The organism is Micromonospora sp. CNZ286 (assembly GCF_014207755.1).
In genome coordinates this window covers 3,797,012-3,816,810 of record NZ_JACHIZ010000001.1, presented here as the reverse complement: position 1 = coordinate 3,816,810, position 19,799 = coordinate 3,797,012, and the positions used below count along the sequence as shown (strand labels likewise).

Here is a 19,799-nt window from a genome sequence, read left to right as displayed (position 1 = left end):
GGTCGGCAGTGGATACGGACGGCGCGTCGAGATCGTTCAGTGCGTACCGAGGTTTGACCACATCGACGTCCGTCGTTAGGCTGCGCTGAAAGCGCTTACTGCGCGGGAGACGTGAGCGTTCGTGGGACGTCCGGGTATCAAGGCCCGCCCCCGACACCGACAGGGCATCGGTGCCGGCGCGGGCACGGCACCACCACCCGCAGGAGACCAGCATGATCAACCGACACCGCCGTACGGTGTTGTGGACGTCCGCCGCGGCGACGGCCGCGCTCGCCGCGTCCGGCCTGGCCGTCGGCGCGACCGCCGCGCAGGCGGCCGCCGGCTGCCGCGTCGACTACGCCGTCACCGCGCAGTGGGGCGGCGGCTTCACCGCCAACGTCAACCTGACGAACCTCGGCGACCCGCTCAACGGATGGGCCGTCACCTGGACGTTCGCCGCCGGTCAGACCGTCGCCCAGGCCTGGGGCGCCGAGATCACCGCCAGCGGCGCCTCGGTGCGGGCCGCCAACGTCAGCTACAACGGCAGCCTGGGCACCAACGCGAGCACGTCGTTCGGCTTCAACGGCACCTGGAACAACAGCAGCAACCCGGTCCCGACCTCGTTCGCCGTCAACGGTGTCACCTGCACCGGCGGCGTCACCCCCACCACCGGCACGCCGCCGACCAGCGCCCCGCCGCCGAGTACGCCGCCGCCCAGCAGCCCGCCCCCGAGCACGCCGCCGCCCAGCACGCCGCCGCCGACCGGCGGCGCGATCTACGCCGCGCCGAACGGCACCGCCGGGGCGGCCGGCACCCAGGCCAGCCCCACCACGATCGCCGCGGCGATCACCCGCGTCGGCGCGGGCGGCACGATCTACCTGCGCGGCGGCACCTACAACCTGTCCCAGACGGTCACCGTCGCCGCCGGCAACAACGGCACGTCGAGCGCCCGCAAGAACCTGTACGCCTACCCGGGCGAGACGCCGATCCTGAACTTCTCCGCGATGAGCGAGGACCCGGCCAACCGGGGACTGGCGCTGAACGCCTCGTACTGGCACGTGCGCGGGCTCGTGGTGGAGCGGGCCGGTGACAACGGCATCTTCGTCGGCGGCAGCAACAACATCATCGAGCGGACGGTGACCCGCTTCAACCGCGACACCGGACTGCAACTGTCCCGGATCGCCTCCAGCACGCCCCGCGACCAGTGGCCCGCCAACAACCTGATGGTCAGCGTGGAGTCGCACGACAACGCCGACTCCGACGGCGAGGACGCCGACGGCTTCGCGGCCAAGCTCACCGTCGGCGGCGGCAACGTCTTCCGGTACGCGGTGTCGCACCACAACATCGACGACGGGTGGGACCTCTACACCAAGTCCGACACCGGCGCGATCGGCACGGTGACCATCGAGGACTCGCTCGCCTACAGCAACGGCACGCTGAGCAACGGCACGCAGAACGGCAACGGCGACCGCAACGGCTTCAAGCTCGGCGGCGAGGACATCGCGGTGAACCACACCGTCCGGCGCACCATCGCGTACCGCAACGGCAAGCACGGGTTCACGTACAACCGCAACCCGGGCACGATGACGATCTCGAACAACCTGAGCATCGACAACACCGAACGCAACTTCTCGTTCGACGCCGGCACCTCGGTGTTCCGGAGCAACACGTCCTGCCGCTTCGCCGGCAGCGGCTCCAACGACAAGACAATCGGCAACGTGGACGGCTCGAACCAGTTCTGGTCCGGCAGCAACGGCTCCCGCTGCTCCACGTACTCCGGCGCCCTCGCCTGGTCCTTCACCGGCGACGGCCGCCTCACGGTGACCCTCGGCGGCCGCCCCGTCTCCCTCTGACCCTCTCCTCTCGGTTGATCATGAGGTTGGCGGCCGGATCGGAGATCGAGAACGCCGTCAACTTCATGATCGACCGGATGTGGGGGTGGGGTGGGACTAGGATCGCGGGGAGGGGGCGGCTAGGTGGGGGAGCGTCGCGGGTGGGGTCGTCGCAGCTGCTCGTGGTGCTCGACCGGGACAGCCCGGTGCCGTTGCAGCAGCAGCTCTGCGACCAGATCAGCGGATCCGTCCGCGCCGGCCGACTGCGCCCCGGCGATCCGGTGCCGCCCAGCCGGGAACTGGCCCACCAGCTCGGCGTCTCCCGCACCGTGGTCACCCGCGCGTACGAGCTGCTGCGCGCCAACGGCGTCCTCACCTCCCGGCGCGGCTCCGGCACCCGGGTCAGCGACGCCCTGCCCGACCTGCCGCACCGCGACCCGCCGGCCCGCGCCCCGCTGCGCCCCGAACCGCCGCTGCCCACCGACGCCGGCAGCCCGCTGTGGCGGCCGTGGGAGCCGGCACCCATGCACCGGCCGGACGGTGCGTACGACTTCCGGCACGGCACCCCGGCGCTGGCGAGCTTTCCGGTGGCGCGCTGGCGGCAGTCGCTCGCCACGGCGGTGAGCCGGGCCGACGCGGTGGCGCTGGGCTACGGCCCGGCGGAGGGCTCACCGGCGCTGCGCGCGCAGATCGCCGCGCTGCTGCGGCGCAGCCGGGCGCTCGACGTCGCCCGCGAGCACACCATTGTCACCAGCGGTGCCACCCAGGCCATGGACATCCTGGTCCGGCTGCTCGTCGGCCCCGACGACGTGGTGGTGATCGAGGACCCCAGCCACACCGTGCTGCGGCAGATCTTCGGCTACTCCCGGGCCGCCGTGGTGCCCGTGCCGGTCGACGAGGAAGGGCTGCGGGTCGGCGAGATCGAGGACCGGGTACGCGGCCACGGCCTGGACCCGGCCCGGGTCCGCCTGGTCTACGTCACACCGTCGCACCAGTTCCCGACCGGGTTCGTCATGTCCGAGCGGCGACGGCGGGCGTTGCTGCGCTGGGCACGCGAGCACGCCGTCACGGTGCTGGAGGACGACTACCACAACGAGTTCACGTTCGCCGCCGAACGGCTGCCGTCGCTCGCCGCCGACCCGCAGGGCGCCGACGTGGCCTACGTCGGCAGCTTCAGCAAGACGCTGTTCCCGTCGCTGCGCATCGGCTACGCGGTGCTGCCCCCGCACCTGGTCCGGCCGTTCCTCGGCATCAAGTGGATCACCGACCGGCTGACCCCGACGCTGACCCAGGAGGCGCTCGCCGAGTTCATCGACTCCGGCGCGTACGCCCGGCACATCGCCCGGATGGACCGCCTCTACCGGCAGCGCCGGGCCCGGCTGCTGGAGGCGCTCTACGAGCACTTCGGCGCCGGGGTGCGCGTCTCCGGCGCCGCCGCCGGGCTGCACGTCCTCGTCACGCTCGGCGGCACGCCCGGCGCCGGCGAGGCGGCGATCGTGCGCGCCGCCGCCGCGCGCGGCGTGCGGGTCTATCCCGCCTCCGGCTACTTCGTCACCCACCCGCCGTCGGAGCCGACGTTCCTGATCGGGTACGCGGCGCTGCCGACCGCCCGGATCAGCGAGGGAGTGGCGCTGCTGGCCGGCGCGGCACGGGAAGTGACGGCTCGGTGAACCGGGGCCGGCGGAACCGGTCCCGCTGGGCGTACGGCACCGTGCAGTCGAACACCGCCTTCGCGGTGCGCCCGTCGGCGGACAGCGACCGGGAGTAGCCGGTGTGCTGGCTCGGGTCGAGCGGGAAGCCCTCCCGGTCGGCCAGTACACGCAGATCCTGGTCCGCCTGGAACCGCGTCACCATGGCCCACCACAGGTCCTGGTCGGACTCCATGTCGACGTCCTCGTCCACGCAGAGCACCAGCTTGGCCATCCGGAAGCCGTCCAGCACCGCCTCCGCCGCGTCCCGTACCGCGTCGTCGTCGGCCGGGCCGCGCTTGGCCGGCCACTGGAGCACCACCATGAGCTGGCCGCCGCCGGCTGTGTGGCAGTGCGCGGCCAGCGCCGGTGTGCCCCGGCGGCGCAGCAGGTCCAGCACCGCGGCCTCCATCCCGAAGCCGAGCAGCACCGACTGCTCGTGCCCGGGCCCGGACACGGCCTGGAGGATCGGGCTCTCCCGAGCGGTGATCGCGGTGACCCGGATCAGCGGCAGCGACGGGTGCGCGCGGCCCTGGTAGCCGAGGAACTCCGGGGTGGCGACCGCGCCGTGCCGGCTCTCCGGCGCATGCTCGGCCAGCAGTTCGCCCTCGATGACGTACTCGGCGTGCGCGACGAACTCGGCATCCACAGTGGTGCAGGGCAGCAGCTCGACCGGCCGGCCGGCGAGCGCCCCGGCCACCGCCAGCTCGTCCAGGTCCGGCGGCACCAGCGAGGTGGGGCAGCAGGACGACAGCAGGACTGCCGGGCCGAGTCCGAGGTGGATCGCCACCGGCAGCGCCGCGCCCCGGCGCAACGCGGCCTGGTGGGCCAGTTCCAGGTCGCGGCCGGGGACCATCCAGATGGTCAGCGTGTCCGGACCCTGGACACACATCCGGTGCACGGACAGGTTGCGTACCCCGGTGTCCGGATCGGTGGCGAGCACCGCCCCGAGCGTCAGGTACGGGCCGGCGTCCTCGTCGGTGAGCACCGGCACCGGCAGCGCGGTGAGATCCAGCGGCAGCCGATGCCGGGGCCAGCGCGCCGGGTCGGTGGCGGGCACCGGCGGCCGGGGCGCGGCCACCGCGTCGAGCAGCCGGTGCGGCAGCTCGGCCGGGGTGACACCGAGCAGCCCGGCGGCGCGGCGCCGGGTGCCGTAGAGGCCCATCAGCACGGCCCGGGTGGGGCCGTGCGCGGGGCGTACCCGGTCGAACAGCACCGCGGGGCCGGGGCCGGTGGGCGGCGCGGCGGGCGCGCCGGCCCACCGGGCGTAGTGCGCGGAGACGCCGTAGCGGGCGGGCAGCTCCTCGGCGACCCGGACCAGCTCGCCGGGCAGCGGGTCGAGCGTGGCGAGCGCGTGCCGCAGGTCGACGGGTGCCCGGCCGCCGGTCATCGCCGCTCCGGCGCCGCCGGGGCGGCCGGAGCCGTCCCGGCGGCACGGCGGTCCGCCAGCATGTCCAGCTGCATCCGGGTCAGCTCCTCGATCAGCGTGCGGTACGTGGCCACCGCGACCTCCGGCGGCATGCCGTGCCGGCCGGCCAGCTCGGCGACGCGGTCGAGCACCTGCCGGACCCGGTCCGGCGACCGCACGGCCGCCTCGTCGGACTTGTGCGCGGTCAGCTCCCGGACCACCCGGGTACGGACCGCCAGCAGCTCGACGATCCGCTGGTCGAGCCGGTCCACGGCGGCCCGCAGCTCGGTGATGCGGGCCGCGCCGGCGGGGGCGTCGCTCACGGCTGGTCGACCCGGTCGACCACGAACACGACAGTGGGCTCGTCCGCGCTGCCCTGGGAGCGGTGCTCCTCGTCGTCCGGGATGACGAAGCCCATGCCGGGGCGGCAGGGCACCGAGCGGTCCCGGAAGTGGATGGTGAACTCGCCCCGCAGCACGTAGCCGGTGTGCCCGCGCAGGCACCAGTGGTGCTCGTCGAACCCGGCGGGCAGCTCCAGCAGGCGCAGCCGCTGCCCCCCGACGTACGCGATCTTGACCCGGCCCTCGGCGCCGGGCTTGTCCCACTTCTCCCACTCGGTGGCGGGGAAGTCGATGCCGACCGGAACGGTCGCCTGCTCAGTGGACACTCTCGCTGTCTCCTCTGGTCGGTACGGATTCGGCGCGGCGGGGCCGCGGCACGCGTTCGTTGCGGTCCCGCGAGGGCAGGACCGGGCCGCCGGTGACCCGCTGGTGGCGTTTGAGCAGCTGCACCATGTCGACCATGCGGTGCACCATGCGCTCCAGCGCGTCGACACCCTCGGGGTCGGTCAGGCCGGGCGTGCCGGTGGTGTTGCGCAGCAGGACCGGGAAGCCGCTGCCCACCAGGATCATGCGGTTGAGCAGCAGGTTGTTGACGATCTGGTTGTGCACCGACGAGTCGCTGTAGCGGCGTCCGGTGACGATGATGCCGCCGACCTTGTCGGCCAGCGGGCGGGTGAAGCGCAGATAGCCGACCCCGGCCCGCTCGATGAAGATCTGCATCAGGTGGGCCAGGCCGAACCCGTGCACCGGCGCGGCGTAGATCAGCCCGTCGGCGCGGACCATCTGCTCCACCAGGGCGGGGACGTCGTCGTCCACTGTGCACGGCAGCGTACGGCTGTTGCAGTCGCCGCACGGGCTGCACGGCGAGATCCGGTGCTCGCGCAGCCGGATGGTGCGCAGGACGGCCCCGCGCTCGGCGATCAGGCGTCCGGCGTGCGCGACCGCGAGGTCGGTGTTGCCGCCCGCCCGTTCGGAACCGTTGATGGCCAGGATGGTGGCTGCTTCGCTGGGCAATCGCACCCCCGAGGGCTCGTCGGCCGGGACGCGGCGCCGCACCGCGCCGCGTCCCGGCCGGTGTCAGTCCGTCAGCTTTCCGGCGAAATAGTCGATGTACGCCTGCATGTCGAAGTGGCCGTGCCCGGACAGGGAGAACAGGATCGCCTTCTCCTCGCCGGTCTCCCGGCAGCGCAGCGCCTCGTCCACGGCGACCCGCACCGCGTGGCTGGACTCCGGCGCCGGCACGATCCCCTCGCTGCGGGCGAACCGCACGCCCGCCTCGAAGCAGGCGGTCTGCGGCACCGCCCGCGCCTCGATCAGGTCCACCTCGCTCAGCGCGCTCACGATCGGCGCCATGCCGTGGTAGCGCAGCCCGCCGGCGTGGATCGCGGGCGGCCGGAAGTCGTGGCCGAGCGTGTGCATCTTTGCCAGCGGGGTGAGCCCGGCGGTGTCGCCGAAGTCGTAGTCGTAGCTGCCCCGGGTCAGCGACGGGCAGGACGCCGGCTCGGCGGCCAGGAACCGGACGGCCGGACCACCGTCGAGCTGGCGGCGCAGGAACGGCAGGGCCAGGCCCGCGAAGTTGGAGCCGCCGCCGGCCGCGCCGACCACCACGTCGGGGTAGTCGCCGGCCAGCCCCATCTGCGCCAGCGCCTCCTGCCCGATGATCGTCTGGTGCATCAGCACCAGGTTGAGCACCGAGCCGAGCGCGTACCGGGCGGCGCCGCCGCTGTGCAGCGCGGCCTCCACCGCCTCGGAGATGGCCAGGCCGAGGCTGCCGGGGGAGTCCGGGTCGGTGGCGAGCACCGCCCGTCCGGCCTCGGTACGGTCGCTGGGGCTGGCGGTGACCGAGGCGCCGAACGTCTCCATCAGGCCGCGCCGGTACGGCTTCTGGTCGTAGCTGACCCGCACCATGAAGACCTCGCACTCGAGGTCGAAGTAGGCGCACGCCATCGACAGCGAGCTGCCCCACTGGCCGGCGCCGGTCTCGGTGGTCAGCCGCCGCACCCCGTCGAGCTTGCTGTAGTACGCCTGCGGGACGGCGGTGTTCGGCTTGTGGCTGCCGGCCGGGCTGACCCCCTCGTACTTGAAGTAGATCCGCGCCGGGGTGTCCAGGTCGCGTTCCAGCCGGCGGGCCCGGATCAGCGGGCTGGGCCGCCACTGCCGGTAGATGTCGAGCACCGGGCCGGGGATGTCCACGTCCCGTTCGGTGGAGAACTCCTGCGCGATCAGCTCGGAGGCGAACAGCGGCGCCAGGTCGGCCGGGGTGATCGGTTCCCGGGTGCCGGGGTGCAGCATCGGCGGCAGCCCCTTGGGCAGGTCGGGAACCACGTTGTACCAGGTCGTCGGGATGTCACTCTCGGGCAGGACGAACTTCGTGGCGGTCATGGGCCTCTTCCGGTGAGGGGTCGGGCGGGTCAGGGACGGGCGGGGGCCGGCGCGGCGGGCTCCGGCACCGGCCGGGCCTCGGGTCGGATCCGCAGCGCTGCGAACGCGACGACGCCGGCCAGCGGGGTCAGCAGCAGCAGGAGCAGCACGGGCTGGTGCCCGTGCGCCTGCCAGACGAAGCCCAGCCCCATCGGCACCACCAGCCGGGCGGAGCTGAGCACGAAACCGTTGAGCGCCATGAAGGCGCTGACCCGGCGCGGCTCGACGTGGTCGGCGATGTAGGTGGGCACCACCACCGAGGCGATGATCTCGCCGAGGGTCCAGACGACTGTGGACAGCAGCACCGCGGGCAGTGAGAACGCGAACACCAGCACCGCCATCCCGGCCGACCAGAGCAGGCCGGCGACGACGAGCAGCGTGCGGGTCGGGTACGCCTTGATCCGTTTCTCGATCAGCATGCCGGCGCCCACCACGACGATGCTGTTGATGGTGTAGACCGCGCCGACCACCGCCACCGACGAGTTCAGCACCCCGGTGACCGCCAGCGGCAGCGTGTACTCCAGCCCGATCAGCGGCGCCACGTAGCAGAACGAGAGCACCACCAGCACCGCGACGTCCAGGTCGCGCCGCAGCGCCGCCCGGCGCAGCCCGGTCTTCGCCGGTGTCCCGGCCGCGGCGCGGCCGGTGTCGGCGGGCACGCTGAGCCGGATGGTGAGCGCCGCGAGCAGCCCGAGCAGGATGTTCCCGGCGAACATCAGGCCGTACGAGTACGCCGCGGCCAGGCCGCCCAGCAGCGGCCCGACGCCCATGCCGAGGTTGTTGGCGATGTAGCTGACGGTGTACGCGAACGGCCGCTGCTCCGGCTCGGCGAGGTCGGCGATCAGCGTGTTGGCGGCGGGCGCGAACATGCCCATGCCGACGAGCGCGACGAACAGCAGCGCCGCGTACGTCCACGGCGGGCCGTCCAGCACCGCCAGCCCGAGGTAGCCGGCCGCGTTGAGCAGCAGGCTGGACACCAGCGCGGCCCGCCGGCCGGCGCGGGCGCAGACCGGGCCGCTGAGCAGGCTCCCGGCGAGCAGGCCGGTGCTGCCGACCGAGATCAGCACACCCGCCTCGCCGGTGCTCAGCCCTCGGCTGCGCACCAGGTATACAGCGAGCAGCGGGAAGACGAACATGCCCGCGCGGTTGATGAAGGAGGCGAGCACCAGCATCCGCAGCGGACGGGGCAGCGCCCGGAACCGGCTCAGCCACATGACGCCTCCCCGGCCGGTTCGGTACGCACCTGGAAGGCGTCCCGGATGGTCTTGAACCGGGCCCGCACGTCGTCGAAGTCCCGGCCCTCGCAGACGTACCAGCCGAGCACGTCGTTCGAGGCGGTCGGCGGCGCGAGCACGTCGCCGACGCCCTTCCACACATCGGCGTCGAGGACCGAGTCCAGCGCCCGCAGCTCGTCGGCGGTGGTGATCGCGGTGATCCGGCCGTACCGGTCGGAGCAGAGGTACTCGGTGCCGGTCTCCGCGCCCAGCGCGGCGGCGGGCCGGTGCCCGGGGTCCAGTTCCAGCCGGCACCACTCGCCCGCGAGGTTGATGCCGCGCCCGGCCTCGATGGCCGGGACGATCGATCCGCCGCCGGCCCGGGCCGCCGCCTCGCCGAAGACCACCTCGCCGTCGTCGCGCAGGAAGAACTCCACGTGCGCGACCCCGGTATGCATGCCGAAGCCGCGCAGGAGCCCCGCGCTGGCGGTCAGGATGCGCTGCTCGGCGGGGGTCAGGTCGTGCTTGCGGGAGATCGTGCCGCCCGGCTCGTCGCGGAACTCCAGCACCGAGTACGTGTAGCGGGAGAGCTGCTCGAAGACCACCTCGCCGTCGCGCAGCAGCGAGTCGACGTGGTACTCCGCGCCGCGGACGTACTCCTCGACCCGGTAGTCGTGGCGCGCGTCGGCCACGAGCGGCCACACCCGGGCCAGGTCGTCGGCCGAGTCCACCCGGTGGGTGTCGCCGCAGGCCCAGCCGGCGTACGGCTTGACCACGACCGGCCAGCCCACCTCGGCGGCGAACTCGGCGACCGCGCCGATGGTGTCCGGGCGGCAGGAGCGGGCCACCGGCACGCCCAGCTCGACGGCCCGGCGGTGCATCACGTTCTTGTCCCGGAAGGCGAGCGCCTGCTCCGGGTCCAGGCCGGGGATGCCGTGGTCGCGCCGGCACCGCGCGGCGGTCAGCACGTCGCCCTCGAACAGCGGGAAGATCCGCTCGATCGGACGGTCGGCGACGATCGCCGCCACCGCCGCCCGGACCGCCTCCGGGTCGTCCAGATCGGCCCGGTGGCAGGGCAGCCCGGCGGTCTCCGGCGCCGGCCCGCCGGTGGGCAGCAGCACCACGCTGTCCACGCCGAGGTCGGTGGCGGCGGCGACGACGCTGCGGAACTGGGCGGCGTAGCGGCCGGCCGCGGGCCGGTAGACGATCAGGATCGCGCGGTTCACGAGCGGACCCCCGGGGTGCCGGCGGGGCTGAGCGGGGCCTCGACAGGGAACGCAGCGTCCCGGGCCTCCCGGTCCAGCACCGCCCGGTGGCGGGGCGCGGCGGTCAGCTCGCCGAGCACGGCGTCGAGGCGGTCCAGCGCCGCCTCCACCTCCGCCCGGCCGCCCGGATGGGCCGCCTCGACTGTGAGCAGCAGCCGCCGCCGGCCCAGGTCGGTGCGGACCAGGTGGCCCTGGCGCCAGTTCCAGCGCCGGGAGTGGGCCCGCCCGTGGTCGTCGGCGTAGACGACCTCGCCCGGTTCGGGCCGCTCCGGCGCATCGGGCGCGCCCAGCGGCAGGTACGCCTCCGTGCCGTCGGCCGGCCGGACGGCGAGCGCGCCGATGCCGTCCACCGCGCAGGAGGCCACCGGCAGCGCCGAGTCCAGCGAGACGGCGTTGCAGAGGTCCACGAGCGCGTTGATCCGGGGCAGCCGGTCGCCCCGGGCCACCCGGCGGGCGATCGACTCGGCGGCGCACGGGAACCGGTTCGGGTTCACCGCCACCGCCCGGTACGCCGCCCGCCACCCGGCGATGCCCGGCAGCTCGGACACCCCGGCCTTGTCCAGGCCGGCCCGGTGCAGCGCGTCCTCGGCGGCGGTCAGCCGCTCCGCCACGGCCGGGTGGGCCGGCCCGACCTCGATCGCCGGCACGGCGAGCAGGCCGAGGACGTAGTCCGGCACGCTCGCCGTCACCCGGTCGTCGATGCGGACGGACAGCCGGTCGGCGCCGTCGCTGAGCTGGGTCATCGTCATCCCCGTCGGTTCGGTTCACACGGTCGCCCCGACCGTACGAAGCGGGGCCGCCACCGGTTGTGGCCAATCCCCGCCGATCCGGTGAGGCCAATCCGGGCCCGCGCGGCCGGCCGCATCAGGCGACCCCGGCCGGCCGGCGGTCCCGGTAGGCGGCGGCGTCCCCGGCGACCACCCGCCCGCCCAGCAGCACCATCTCGATCGCCTCGGGCCGCCCCAGCACCGTGATGTCCCGCGCCGGGTCGCCGTCGGTGACCACCAGGTCGGCCAGCCGGCCCGGCTGCACCGTCCCGGCCTCGCCGCCACGCCCGGCCAGTCGCGCGCCGTTGGCGGTGGCCCAGGTCAGCACCGTCGGTGCGGGGATGCCGGCCATGCTCACGTACGTCTCGAGCTCCTCGGCGTACCGGCCGTGCGGGGTCCAGGCGAACCCGAAGTCGTCCCCGGCCACGATCGGGATGCCCATCTCCACCATCAGCGGCAGGATCCGCAGCGTGTTCTCCACCTCGGCCTGGAACTCCAGCGTCTCCAGGTACTCCGGGGTCTTGCCGTGCGCGGTGCCTGTGGTGAGCAGCCGGTGCGGCTGGTGCAGGCTCGGCACCACGAAGATGCCGCGTTCGGCGATCGCCTCCAGCGCCGCGTCGTCGGCGTACGTGGCGTGGTCGATCACGTCCACCCCGGCGGCGATGGCGTTGCGGATGCCGCCCAGCCCGCGTGAGTGCGCCCGGATCCGTACCCCCCGCTCGTGTGCGGCGCGGGCCGCGATCACCAGTTCCTCGGCGGTGAACAGCAGCTCGTGCGAGCGGCCGTTGGGGAACGTGTCGTCGCCGGTGGAGAACACCTTGATGATCTCCGCGCCCTGGGCGACCTCGGTGTCGACGTACTCGACCAGTTCCTCCGGTGTGTTGGCCAGCCGCATCAGGTCGGTGGGGATGCGCTGCTTGACCGCCGGGTTGCGCCGCTGCGGCGGCCCGGAGACCATCAGGTCCCGGCTGCACGGCGTGATCCGCGGGCCGGGCAGCCGTCCGGCGTCGATCGCCCGGCGCAGCGCCATGTCGATGCCGGCCACCGAGCCGGCGCCGACGAACGCGGTGTAGCCCAGCCGGAGCATGGCCGCCGCGTTCGCCGCCGCGCCCAGCGTCACCTCCGGGATCGAGTGCTTGAACAGCGTCTCCCGGCCGTCGAGCACGTTCAGGTAGGCGATGTGGGTGTGGCCGAGCGTCATGCCGGGCATCACGGTCCGCCCGTCCAGGTCCAGCACGTCGACGTCCGGGTCGTGCAGCGGGGCCTGCGCCTCGGGCAGCACCGCGACGATCCGCTCCCCGTCGAGCAGCACGCTGTGGTGCGGCCGGGACGCCACCCCCAGCCCTTCCTGGACGGTGGCGCGGTGCAGCAAGGTTCGTCGGGACACGGCTGTCACTCCGGTTCTCCTCGAAGGTGCGGTCGGCGGTGGCCGAAGAGCAGCCAGACGATCTCCGCGCCGGGGCGGCGGACCACCCAGCGCAGCGCGTGCCGGCGTACCCCCGGGGCGTTCGTCACCGCGAGGTCGGCGGCCCCGGCGGCGAGCAGCTCGGCGGCGTGCTGGGTGGACTCGGCGTCGAGCCACCGCATCGGACGGTCGCGCAGCGCGGGCGGGGCCAGGTCGGCGAAGATCCGCCGGACCTCCCAGAGCGCGGCCACAGTGACCTCGCCGTCGCCCGGGTGCGCGTCCCGTTCCCGCGCCGCGATGCCGTACTCCGGGGTGGCCTGCGCGAAGTAGGCGTCCAGGCGCAGGTCGCGGTGCCAGTGGAAGCGGGTGGCGCCCTGGTACGCGCTGGGCACCAGCGCCTGGTCGACGCGGCGTTCCACGAGCGCGCCGAGCACCTCGTCGAATGTGTCGCACAGCTCGATGCGCAGCGCGTGCCGCTCGGCCAGGAACGCGGCGGTCAGGTGGCTGGACGTGCCGGCCGGCCCGAGCGTGGCCACCGCCGTGCCGGGGTGGTCCGCCCACCGGTCCACCACCGTCCGCCACCGCCGTCCGTACGCCCCGGCGAGCAGGCCGGGCAGCGCGGGCACCGGCGCGGCGGCTGCGGTGTCAGGTGTCGTAGCCACGCCTGCCCGCCATCCGCCGGGCCACCCGGGTCTCGTGGTCGTCGGCGACCCGCCGGTCCACGATCCGTGCGGCCTTCCAGCTCACGAACGCGCCGGTGCTGACGATCGGGTCCAGCCCGTCGCTCAGCTCGACCTCCACCGGCACGCCGAGCGCGGCGGCGGCACGCCGGCGCACCCCGCCGGCCACCGCGGCCGGGTCGTCCACCAGGTCCTTGAGCAGCTCCAGCCGGACGGTGAGCCGGTCGCCGCCGGCCGGGTCGTGGTCGATCACCACCTGGTAGCCGGCCGAGCCGGTGACGCCGGTGAGCACCGCGCTCTCGATCTGCCCGGCGGTACGGCGCTGCCCGCCCAGGTCGATGCGGTCGAGCGTGCGCCCGACGATCTGCACCAGGTCGCCGGGCATCTCGCAGTCGCAGTCCGACGCGCCGACCACCACCGCGTCGCCGGTGCGGTAGCGGATCAGCGGCTTCACGCCGTCGACGAGCATGGTCACCGTGAGCTCGCCGGTGCCGCGCGGGCCGTGCGACGCGCCCGTCTCCGGGTCGACCACCTCGATCAGGTAGTTGGTCTGGGACAGGTGCATCCGCTTGTTGCGGCAGGCGGTGGCGATCACGAACGCCTCCTGCGAGCCGTACAGGATGTTGTAGACGTCAGCGCCCCAGACCGACTCCAGGTTGTGCGCCAGCGCCGGCGTGCACATCTCGCCGGTGACGAACAGCAGCTTGACCGCGAAGTCCTCGCGCAGCCGGTAGCCGTGGTGCTCGGCGGCCTTGGCCAGCATCAGCGCCACGCCCGGCGTGCAGCAGATCACCTCAAGTTCCAGGTCCCGCATCAGCTGGAGGGCCTTGGCGAACCCGATCACCGGCGAGTACGGCCAGATCTTCGCGTTCATCGCGCCGGTGTTGCGGGCCACGTCGCCGAGCGTGTCGCCGAACGAGTGCACCTCGGTCGGGCCCATGAGCCCCACGCGGGGCGCGTGGTCGCCGAAGTGGTGGCGGAAGATCGACGCCCAGGACTCGGTGACGTGGGCGTTGCTGGCCACCACTTCGCGGCCGTCGCGGGGGCAGGGCGTGGCGGGCCCGGTGGTGCCGGTGGTCTCGTAGAAGAAGACGGCCTCGGCCAGCGGGCGGCTGAGCACGTCGAGCATCTCCTCGCGCAGGTGCGCCTTCGTGGTGAAGGGCAGCCGGTCGAGCGTGGCCGGGGTGATCGTGGACAGGTCGATCCCGGCGAGGTGCCGGGCGTAGAACGGCGAGCCGGTGCCGACCTGGTCGAGCACCCGGCGCAGCTGCCGGTCCCGCCAGTCACCGAGCTGCTCGGCGGTGAGCGTGCGGTCGTAGAACGCGCGGTGCAGACGCAGGTAGTCGGCGGCGAAACCGGCCGCCGGGCCGGTGGTGGGAAGCCACATGGATCGGGGTCCTCTCGGTGTGCGTCAGTGCAGGCCGCCGTCGACGTCCAGCACGGAGGCGGTGACGTAGCTGCTGTCCGGGCCGGCCAGCCAGGCGACGGCGGCGGCGATCTCGTCCGGGGCGCCGAAGCGGCCGGCCGGGATACGGGCCCGGTAGTCGTCCCGGCGGGCCGCCGGGATCCGGGCGGCCATCGGCGTCTCGACCAGCCCGGGGGCGACCGCGTTGACCCGGATGCGGTGCGCGGCGAGCGCCCGGCCGAGGCTGCGGGTGAGCGCGACGACAGCGCCCTTCGAGGCGCCGTACGCGGCGTCCGGGCTGCCGATCCGGCCACTGATCGAGGCGACGTTGACCACGGTGCCCGGACGTCCGGCGGCCACCAGCGCCCGGGCGTACGCGAGCGTGCCGAAGAACGTCGCGCCGAGGTTCGTGTCCAGCACCTCGGCGTACGTGCGCGGGTCGTAGTCGAGGAAGTCCCGGGCCGGGTAGACGCCGGCGTTGTTCACCAGCACGGCGGGCAGGCCGTGCCGCTCGTGCACGTCGTCCAGCAGCCGCTGCGCCTGATCCGGCACGGCCAGGTCGGCGACGAGCGCCGCGTACGCGGACGGGTCGGCGGCCGGCTCGCGGTCGACGCTGAGCACCCGGTGACCGGCGCGGGTGAGCGCCGCGGTGACTGCCCGGCCGATGCCGCCGGCCCCGCCGGTGACCACGGCGAGCGGGGGTACGGACCCGGACATGATCCGTCTCCGCCGCTCAGCCGGCGACCGGCAGCGCCGCCGGTACGCCGCGCAGGAAGTTGTCGAACAACCGCAGCCCGTCCTGGGTGGTCACGCTCTCCGGATGGAACTGCACCCCCTCGACGGCGAGCGTGCGGTGGCGCAGGCCCATCACGTAGCCGTCGTCGCCGGAGCGGGCGGTCACCTCCAGCGGGGACGGCACCGGGTCGGCGACGATGAGCGAGTGGTAGCGGGTGACCGTCAGCGGCGCCGGCGCCCCGGCGTACACCCCGCGGCCGTCGTGCGTGACCTCGCTGGTCTTGCCGTGCATCAGGTGCCGGGCCACAGCGATCGTGCCGCCGTACGCCAGGCCGATCGCCTGGTGGCCGAGGCAGACGCCGAGCAGCGGCACCCGCCCGGCGAACGCGTGGACCAGCTCGACGTGGCCGGAGTCGCCGGGGTGGCCGGGCCCGGGGCCGAGCACCACCGCGTCGGGGCGCAGCGCGGCGAGGTGCCGGGGGCTGCGCGCGCGGGACCGGACCACCACCGTCCGCGCGCCGAGCGTGCGCAGGTACTGGTCGATGATGTGGGTGAAGCTGTCGTACGCGTCGACGAGCAGGACCTTCACGGCAGTAGCTCCTCGCCGGTCAGGGCCCAGTAGGCGGCGCTCATCTTGGCCAGCGTCTCCCGCCACTCGGCGGCCGGTGTGGAGTCGGCGACCACCCCGGCGGACGCCTGGGTGTGGTAGCGGTGCCCGTCGTGCACGACGGTGCGGATGCAGAGCGCGAGCACCGCGAACCCGCGGACGTCGACCAGGCCGATGGCGCCCGCGTAGATGCCCCGGGGCTCCGCCTCCAGCCCGTCGATGATCTCCATCGACCGCAGCTTCGGCGCGCCGGTCATGGTGCCGGCCGGGAACGCGGCGCGGACCGCCGCCCACACGTCCGCGCCGTCGTCGAGGCGGCCGGACACGGTGGAGACCAGGTGGTGCACGTACGCGAACGGCTCGACGTCGAGCATCGCGTCCACCGACAGCGTGCCCGGCTCGCAGACCCGGCCGATGTCGTTGCGGCACAGGTCGACGAGCATGACGTGCTCGGCGCGCTCCTTCTCGCTGGCCCGCAGCTCGGCCACCCGGCGGCGGTCGGTCAGCGGGTCGGCCGAGCGGGCGGCGGTGCCGGCGATCGGGCGCATCGACAGCCGGTCGCCGTCCAGGCGCAGGAACAGCTCCGGGCTGGCGCCGATCACCGTGCGCCCGGCCCAGGGCGCCAGGTACATGTACGGCGACGGGCTGCGGTGCCGCAGGCGCCGGTAGACGTCCAGCGGGGTGAGGGTGGTCTCCACCTCGATGCGGTGGCCGATCTGCACCTGGTAGCTGTCGCCGACCCGGATGTGCCGCAGGCACCGCCGCACCCGCTCGGCGAACGTCTCCTCGTCGACGGTGTCGCGCACCCGTTCCGGCGTGGGCGCGGGTGGCGGCGGCTGGTCGGCGGGCACGCCGGTGAGCAGCCGCGTCACCGGCGGCGCCGGCTGCGGCGGCAGGTGCGGGCCGGTGGCGTGCAGCTGGTGCGCCGTCCCGGCGCGAAGGTCCCACCAGACGGTGTGCCGGAACAGTGTCAGCGCGCACCGGGGGAGGCCGTCGTCGGCCCGGTCCAGGGTCAGCTCGTCCATGTCGCGGGCGGCCTCGTACGCCAGGGTGGTGAGGAAACCGAAGGCGAACCGGCCGGCCGGCACGGGCGTCTCGACGGTGAAGGCCCGCTGCACGGCGCGGACCACCGACCAGAGCTGCGCCGGGCCGGGCACGTGCCAGGCGGACGTGGTGTCGCGCTGCCGGGCCGGCGCGCCGAGGACGGCGGTGACCACCGCGCGCAGCGCGTCGCCCAGCGGCCCGGCGGCGGTCAGCTCGCACCTGTCGGCCAGGAACCGCAGCTCGGCGAGGCGGCCCCAGCCCACCGCCGCGGCCTGCCGGTCGGCGGCCGGCCCGTCCAGGCTTTCGAAGAGGTACGCGTCATGCGCGGCATGGCTTTGTGTCAATGCGGTGTACAACGCGAGCGGATTGATGGACGGCAGTGTGATTGAGGTCACGGAAATCGGAATGCGGTCGGCCGGCGTCGTGCCTCCCGGCGTCTCCGAACGGTGGTCTGTGGTTTCCGCACCCACCGCAGTCGACAATGAGGACACTGTGGAACCCCCCTTTGAGCAGCCCGGATGCCCCCACGCGGACCGGCTGGGCCGCGTTCGGTGACAGATCGGACTTCCCCCGTTGAAAAGGACGCGCGGCACCCCCCGGGTTCGGCCGGGAATGGGTTGCGGTCCCGGGAAACACTTTCACCAAGTGCGGTTCCCGCTGTCCATACCACTTCGGTGACCGGGGAGAGGACCAATCGGTGTGGCATCTGAATCTGTCAATTGACGGCGACGCGCGCGAAACGTTGTCGGCGCAGCTCCGCAACGCTCTGCGCGGCCGGATCACCGACGGCACGCTGCGCCCCGGGACGCGCGTCCCGTCGACCCGGCAGCTCGCGACTGACCTCGGCGTGTCCCGGACCGTGGTCGTCGAGGCGTACGAACAGCTCTGCGCCGAGGGCTACCTGACGTCGCAGCGCGGCTCCGGCACCTCGGTGGCGGACTCCGCGCGCGCCGGTGTCGCCTCCGCGCTCACCGCCGACGAGGCGCCCGCGCCGGAGGTGTGGGACCTGCGCGCCGGCGGCACCGACGTGTCCACGTTCCCGCGCCAGGACTGGATCCGCTGCGTCGGCGCGGTGCTCCGCTCGGCCGGGCCGCGGGAACTGGGCTACGCCCCGCCGTCCGGTCTGCCGCCGGTCCGCCGCACGCTCGCCGGCTACCTCGGCCGGGTCCGGGGCGTCCGTGTCCGCCCCGAGCACCTGATGATCACGTCCGGCTTCGCCCAGGGGCTGGCGCTGCTCTGCCGGGTGCTGCGCGACCAGGGACACGAGGCGATCGGCGTCGAGGATCCCGGGCACCCGGGGGAGTGGGCGTTCATCGCCGACGCCGGGCTGCGGCCGGTGAGCGTGCCGGTGGACCGGGAGGGCATCCGCGTCGACGAGCTGGCCGCCACCGGCGTACGCGCCGTGCTCACCACCCCGGCCAGCCAGTTCCCCACCGGCGCTCCGCTGAGCCGGCGGCGCCGGGAGCAACTGCTCGACTGGGCGCGGGCAGTGGACGGGTACGTCGTCGAGGACGACTTCGACGCCGCGTTCGTGGCACCGGCGCAGCGGATGCCCGCCTTGCAGAGCGTCGCCCCGGACCGGGTGGTCTACGCGGGCAGCGCCAGCAAGGTCCTCGCCCCGGCGCTGCGGCTCGGCTGGCTGGCCGCGCCGACCGGGCTGGCCGCCTCGATCGAGCGGGTCCGGGCCGGCTGGGACATCGGCTGCTCCGGGCTGGACCAGCTCGCCTTCGCGCGGCTCGTGGACACCGGCGCGTTCGACCGGCACCTGCGCCGGCTGCGCGCCGAGTTCCAGCGCCGCGGCCAGGCGGTACGCCAGCACGTCGCGCGCCACCTGCCCGGTGTGGCGCCGCTCGACGCCAGTGGCGGCCTCCAGACGTACCTGGTGCTGCCCCGCTGGTGTGCTGAGGAGTCCATGGTGGCCGCCGCGCGGCGCCGGTCCGTGCTGGTTCGCGGCGGCCGGTTCTACGCCCTGCGCGCCGACGACCGGCCACCGGCGCTGGTCATCGGGTACGCCGGGGTGCGCGGCGCCGCGCTGGGCCGGGGGCTGGCCGGGGTCGCCGCTGCCTACCGCGACGTGACCGCCCGTCACGCGACCGGTGTCAATGCGCGGCGGGTCGCCGATTCCGACCGAAGGACCGGCTTGACAGCGTGATCGTTGATTAGGTTAGCCTAACCTCCGTGACGAGCAGAACGGTGCGAGCCGACGGCTTGAGCGGCAGCGACCTGCGGCTGGGCTACCACGGCACGACGGTGGTGCACGACGCCGCCATCACGCTGCGGCCCGCGGCGGTGACCGCGTTGGTCGGCCCGAACGGCAGCGGCAAGTCGACGCTGCTGCGCGGGCTGGCCCGCCTGCACCCGCTGGAACACGGCGAGATCGTGCTGGCCGACGGCACGCCGGCCCGGGCGCTGTCCGCCCGGGACTTCGCCCGCCGGGTCACGCTGCTCGCGCAGAGCCGCCCCACCCCCAGCGGGGTGACGGTGCGGGACGTGGTCGGGTACGGCCGGCACCCGTACCGGCAGCGGTGGCGCGCGAACGACCTCGACGGACCGGCCGCGATCGACCGGGCCATGCGGGTGACGGGCGTCGACGGCATGGCCGGCCGGCCGGTCGACGAGCTGTCCGGCGGCGAGCTGCAACGGGTCTGGCTGGCCACGTGCCTGGCCCAGGACACCGCGATCCTGCTGCTGGACGAGCCGACCACGTTCCTGGACCTGCGCTACCAGGTGGAGATCCTCGACCTGATGCGCGAACTCGCCGACACCGCCGGCGTCGCCGTCGGTGTGGTGCTGCACGACCTCAACCAGGCCGCCGCCGTCGCCGACCAGGTGGTGCTCCTGCACGAAGGCCGGGTCCGCGGCGCCGGCACGCCGCACGAGGTGTTCACCGAGGAGGCGCTCACCGAGGCGTACGGCATCCGCGTCGAGGTGAGCGTCGACCCGGTCACCAACCTGCTCTCCACTCGTCCCGTCGGCCGGCACACGACCCGCGTCTCCGCCTGACCGAC

At 74.1% G+C, this 19,799-nt stretch carries 18 protein-coding genes; 4 read left to right on the top strand and 14 right to left on the bottom strand.

What is annotated here, in order from left to right; translation table 11 throughout:
- The first annotated feature begins 212 nt into the window (after positions 1 to 212).
- Both FHX31_RS17325 and pdxR (FHX31_RS17320) read left to right on the top strand, forming a co-directional pair.
- On the top strand, positions 213 to 1,832 hold the full coding sequence (locus tag FHX31_RS17325; protein ID WP_184976772.1) for a cellulose binding domain-containing protein: 1,620 nt from the start codon (positions 213 to 215) through the stop codon (positions 1,830 to 1,832).
- A 140-nt stretch (positions 1,833 to 1,972) separates the two neighbouring features.
- Entirely contained in the window at positions 1,973 to 3,481 is a 1,509-nt protein-coding gene (gene pdxR, locus FHX31_RS17320; RefSeq protein ID WP_013477224.1) for a MocR-like pyridoxine biosynthesis transcription factor PdxR, read from the top strand.
- On the opposite strand, the gene FHX31_RS17315 is transcribed toward pdxR (FHX31_RS17320), so the two are convergent.
- The 14 genes from FHX31_RS17315 to FHX31_RS17250 form a co-directional block, all read right to left on the bottom strand.
- Positions 3,426 to 4,889 carry a UbiD family decarboxylase gene (locus FHX31_RS17315; protein WP_013285741.1) on the bottom strand — a complete coding sequence of 488 codons (1,464 nt, stop codon included), beginning with the start codon at positions 4,887 to 4,889 and terminating at the stop codon, positions 3,426 to 3,428. The two genes, pdxR (FHX31_RS17320) and FHX31_RS17315, sit on opposite strands and share 56 nt — an antisense overlap.
- The gene (locus FHX31_RS17310; RefSeq protein WP_013477222.1) at positions 4,886 to 5,230 is read right to left on the bottom strand and encodes a chorismate mutase; all 345 of its coding nucleotides are present in this window, start codon (positions 5,228 to 5,230) and stop codon (positions 4,886 to 4,888) included. The genes FHX31_RS17315 and FHX31_RS17310 overlap by 4 nt, the downstream gene beginning before the upstream one ends.
- Positions 5,227 to 5,574, bottom strand: coding sequence for a cupin domain-containing protein (locus FHX31_RS17305; protein ID WP_013477221.1), 348 nt, complete (start codon positions 5,572 to 5,574; stop codon positions 5,227 to 5,229). The genes FHX31_RS17310 and FHX31_RS17305 overlap by 4 nt, the downstream gene beginning before the upstream one ends.
- Positions 5,564 to 6,268: a flavodoxin family protein gene (locus FHX31_RS17300; RefSeq protein WP_041784324.1), complete on the bottom strand. Its 705-nt coding sequence runs from the start codon at positions 6,266 to 6,268 to the stop codon at positions 5,564 to 5,566. Before FHX31_RS17300 ends, FHX31_RS17305 begins: the two co-directional genes overlap by 11 nt.
- 57 nt (positions 6,269 to 6,325) lie before the next feature.
- Complete coding sequence (locus FHX31_RS17295) at positions 6,326 to 7,630, bottom strand: TrpB-like pyridoxal phosphate-dependent enzyme (protein ID WP_013285745.1); 1,305 nt, start codon at positions 7,628 to 7,630, stop codon at positions 6,326 to 6,328.
- 29 nt (positions 7,631 to 7,659) lie between these two features.
- Positions 7,660 to 8,883 (bottom strand): MFS transporter, encoded by a 1,224-nt coding sequence (locus tag FHX31_RS17290; protein ID WP_184976771.1) that lies wholly within the window; start codon positions 8,881 to 8,883, stop codon positions 7,660 to 7,662.
- Entirely contained in the window at positions 8,874 to 10,109 is a 1,236-nt protein-coding gene (locus FHX31_RS17285; protein WP_123109835.1) for an ATP-grasp domain-containing protein, read from the bottom strand. The genes FHX31_RS17290 and FHX31_RS17285 overlap by 10 nt, the downstream gene beginning before the upstream one ends.
- Positions 10,106 to 10,891: a B3/B4 domain-containing protein gene (locus FHX31_RS17280; RefSeq protein ID WP_123109865.1), complete on the bottom strand. Its 786-nt coding sequence runs from the start codon at positions 10,889 to 10,891 to the stop codon at positions 10,106 to 10,108. The genes FHX31_RS17285 and FHX31_RS17280 overlap by 4 nt, the downstream gene beginning before the upstream one ends.
- Positions 10,892 to 11,012: 121 nt before the next feature.
- Complete coding sequence (locus FHX31_RS17275) at positions 11,013 to 12,302, bottom strand: amidohydrolase family protein (protein ID WP_240638113.1); 1,290 nt, start codon at positions 12,300 to 12,302, stop codon at positions 11,013 to 11,015.
- A 5-nt stretch (positions 12,303 to 12,307) separates the two neighbouring features.
- Positions 12,308 to 12,982, bottom strand: a complete 675-nt coding sequence (locus FHX31_RS17270; protein WP_225319513.1) for a prephenate dehydratase — start codon at positions 12,980 to 12,982, stop codon at positions 12,308 to 12,310.
- Entirely contained in the window at positions 12,966 to 14,387 is a 1,422-nt protein-coding gene (locus tag FHX31_RS17265; RefSeq protein WP_114920120.1) for a phenylacetate--CoA ligase family protein, read from the bottom strand. Before FHX31_RS17265 ends, FHX31_RS17270 begins: the two co-directional genes overlap by 17 nt.
- A gap of 24 nt (positions 14,388 to 14,411) precedes the next feature.
- Positions 14,412 to 15,122, bottom strand: coding sequence for an SDR family NAD(P)-dependent oxidoreductase (locus FHX31_RS17260; protein WP_013285752.1), 711 nt, complete (start codon positions 15,120 to 15,122; stop codon positions 14,412 to 14,414).
- Positions 15,123 to 15,138: 16 nt separating this feature from the next.
- Positions 15,139 to 15,729, bottom strand: a complete 591-nt coding sequence (locus FHX31_RS17255) for an anthranilate synthase component II (protein WP_184976770.1) — start codon at positions 15,727 to 15,729, stop codon at positions 15,139 to 15,141.
- Entirely contained in the window at positions 15,726 to 17,186 is a 1,461-nt protein-coding gene (locus FHX31_RS17250; RefSeq protein ID WP_486481682.1) for an anthranilate synthase component I family protein, read from the bottom strand. Before FHX31_RS17250 ends, FHX31_RS17255 begins: the two co-directional genes overlap by 4 nt.
- A gap of 302 nt (positions 17,187 to 17,488) precedes the next feature.
- Here FHX31_RS17250 and pdxR (FHX31_RS17245) point away from each other — a divergent pair, with 302 nt between their 5' ends.
- Both pdxR (FHX31_RS17245) and FHX31_RS17240 read left to right on the top strand, forming a co-directional pair.
- Positions 17,489 to 18,943 (top strand): MocR-like pyridoxine biosynthesis transcription factor PdxR, encoded by a 1,455-nt coding sequence (gene pdxR / locus FHX31_RS17245; protein ID WP_184976768.1) that lies wholly within the window; start codon positions 17,489 to 17,491, stop codon positions 18,941 to 18,943.
- Positions 18,944 to 18,984: 41 nt separating this feature from the next.
- Positions 18,985 to 19,794: an ABC transporter ATP-binding protein gene (locus tag FHX31_RS17240; protein WP_013285755.1), complete on the top strand. Its 810-nt coding sequence runs from the start codon at positions 18,985 to 18,987 to the stop codon at positions 19,792 to 19,794.
- Positions 19,795 to 19,799 lie beyond the last annotated feature (5 nt).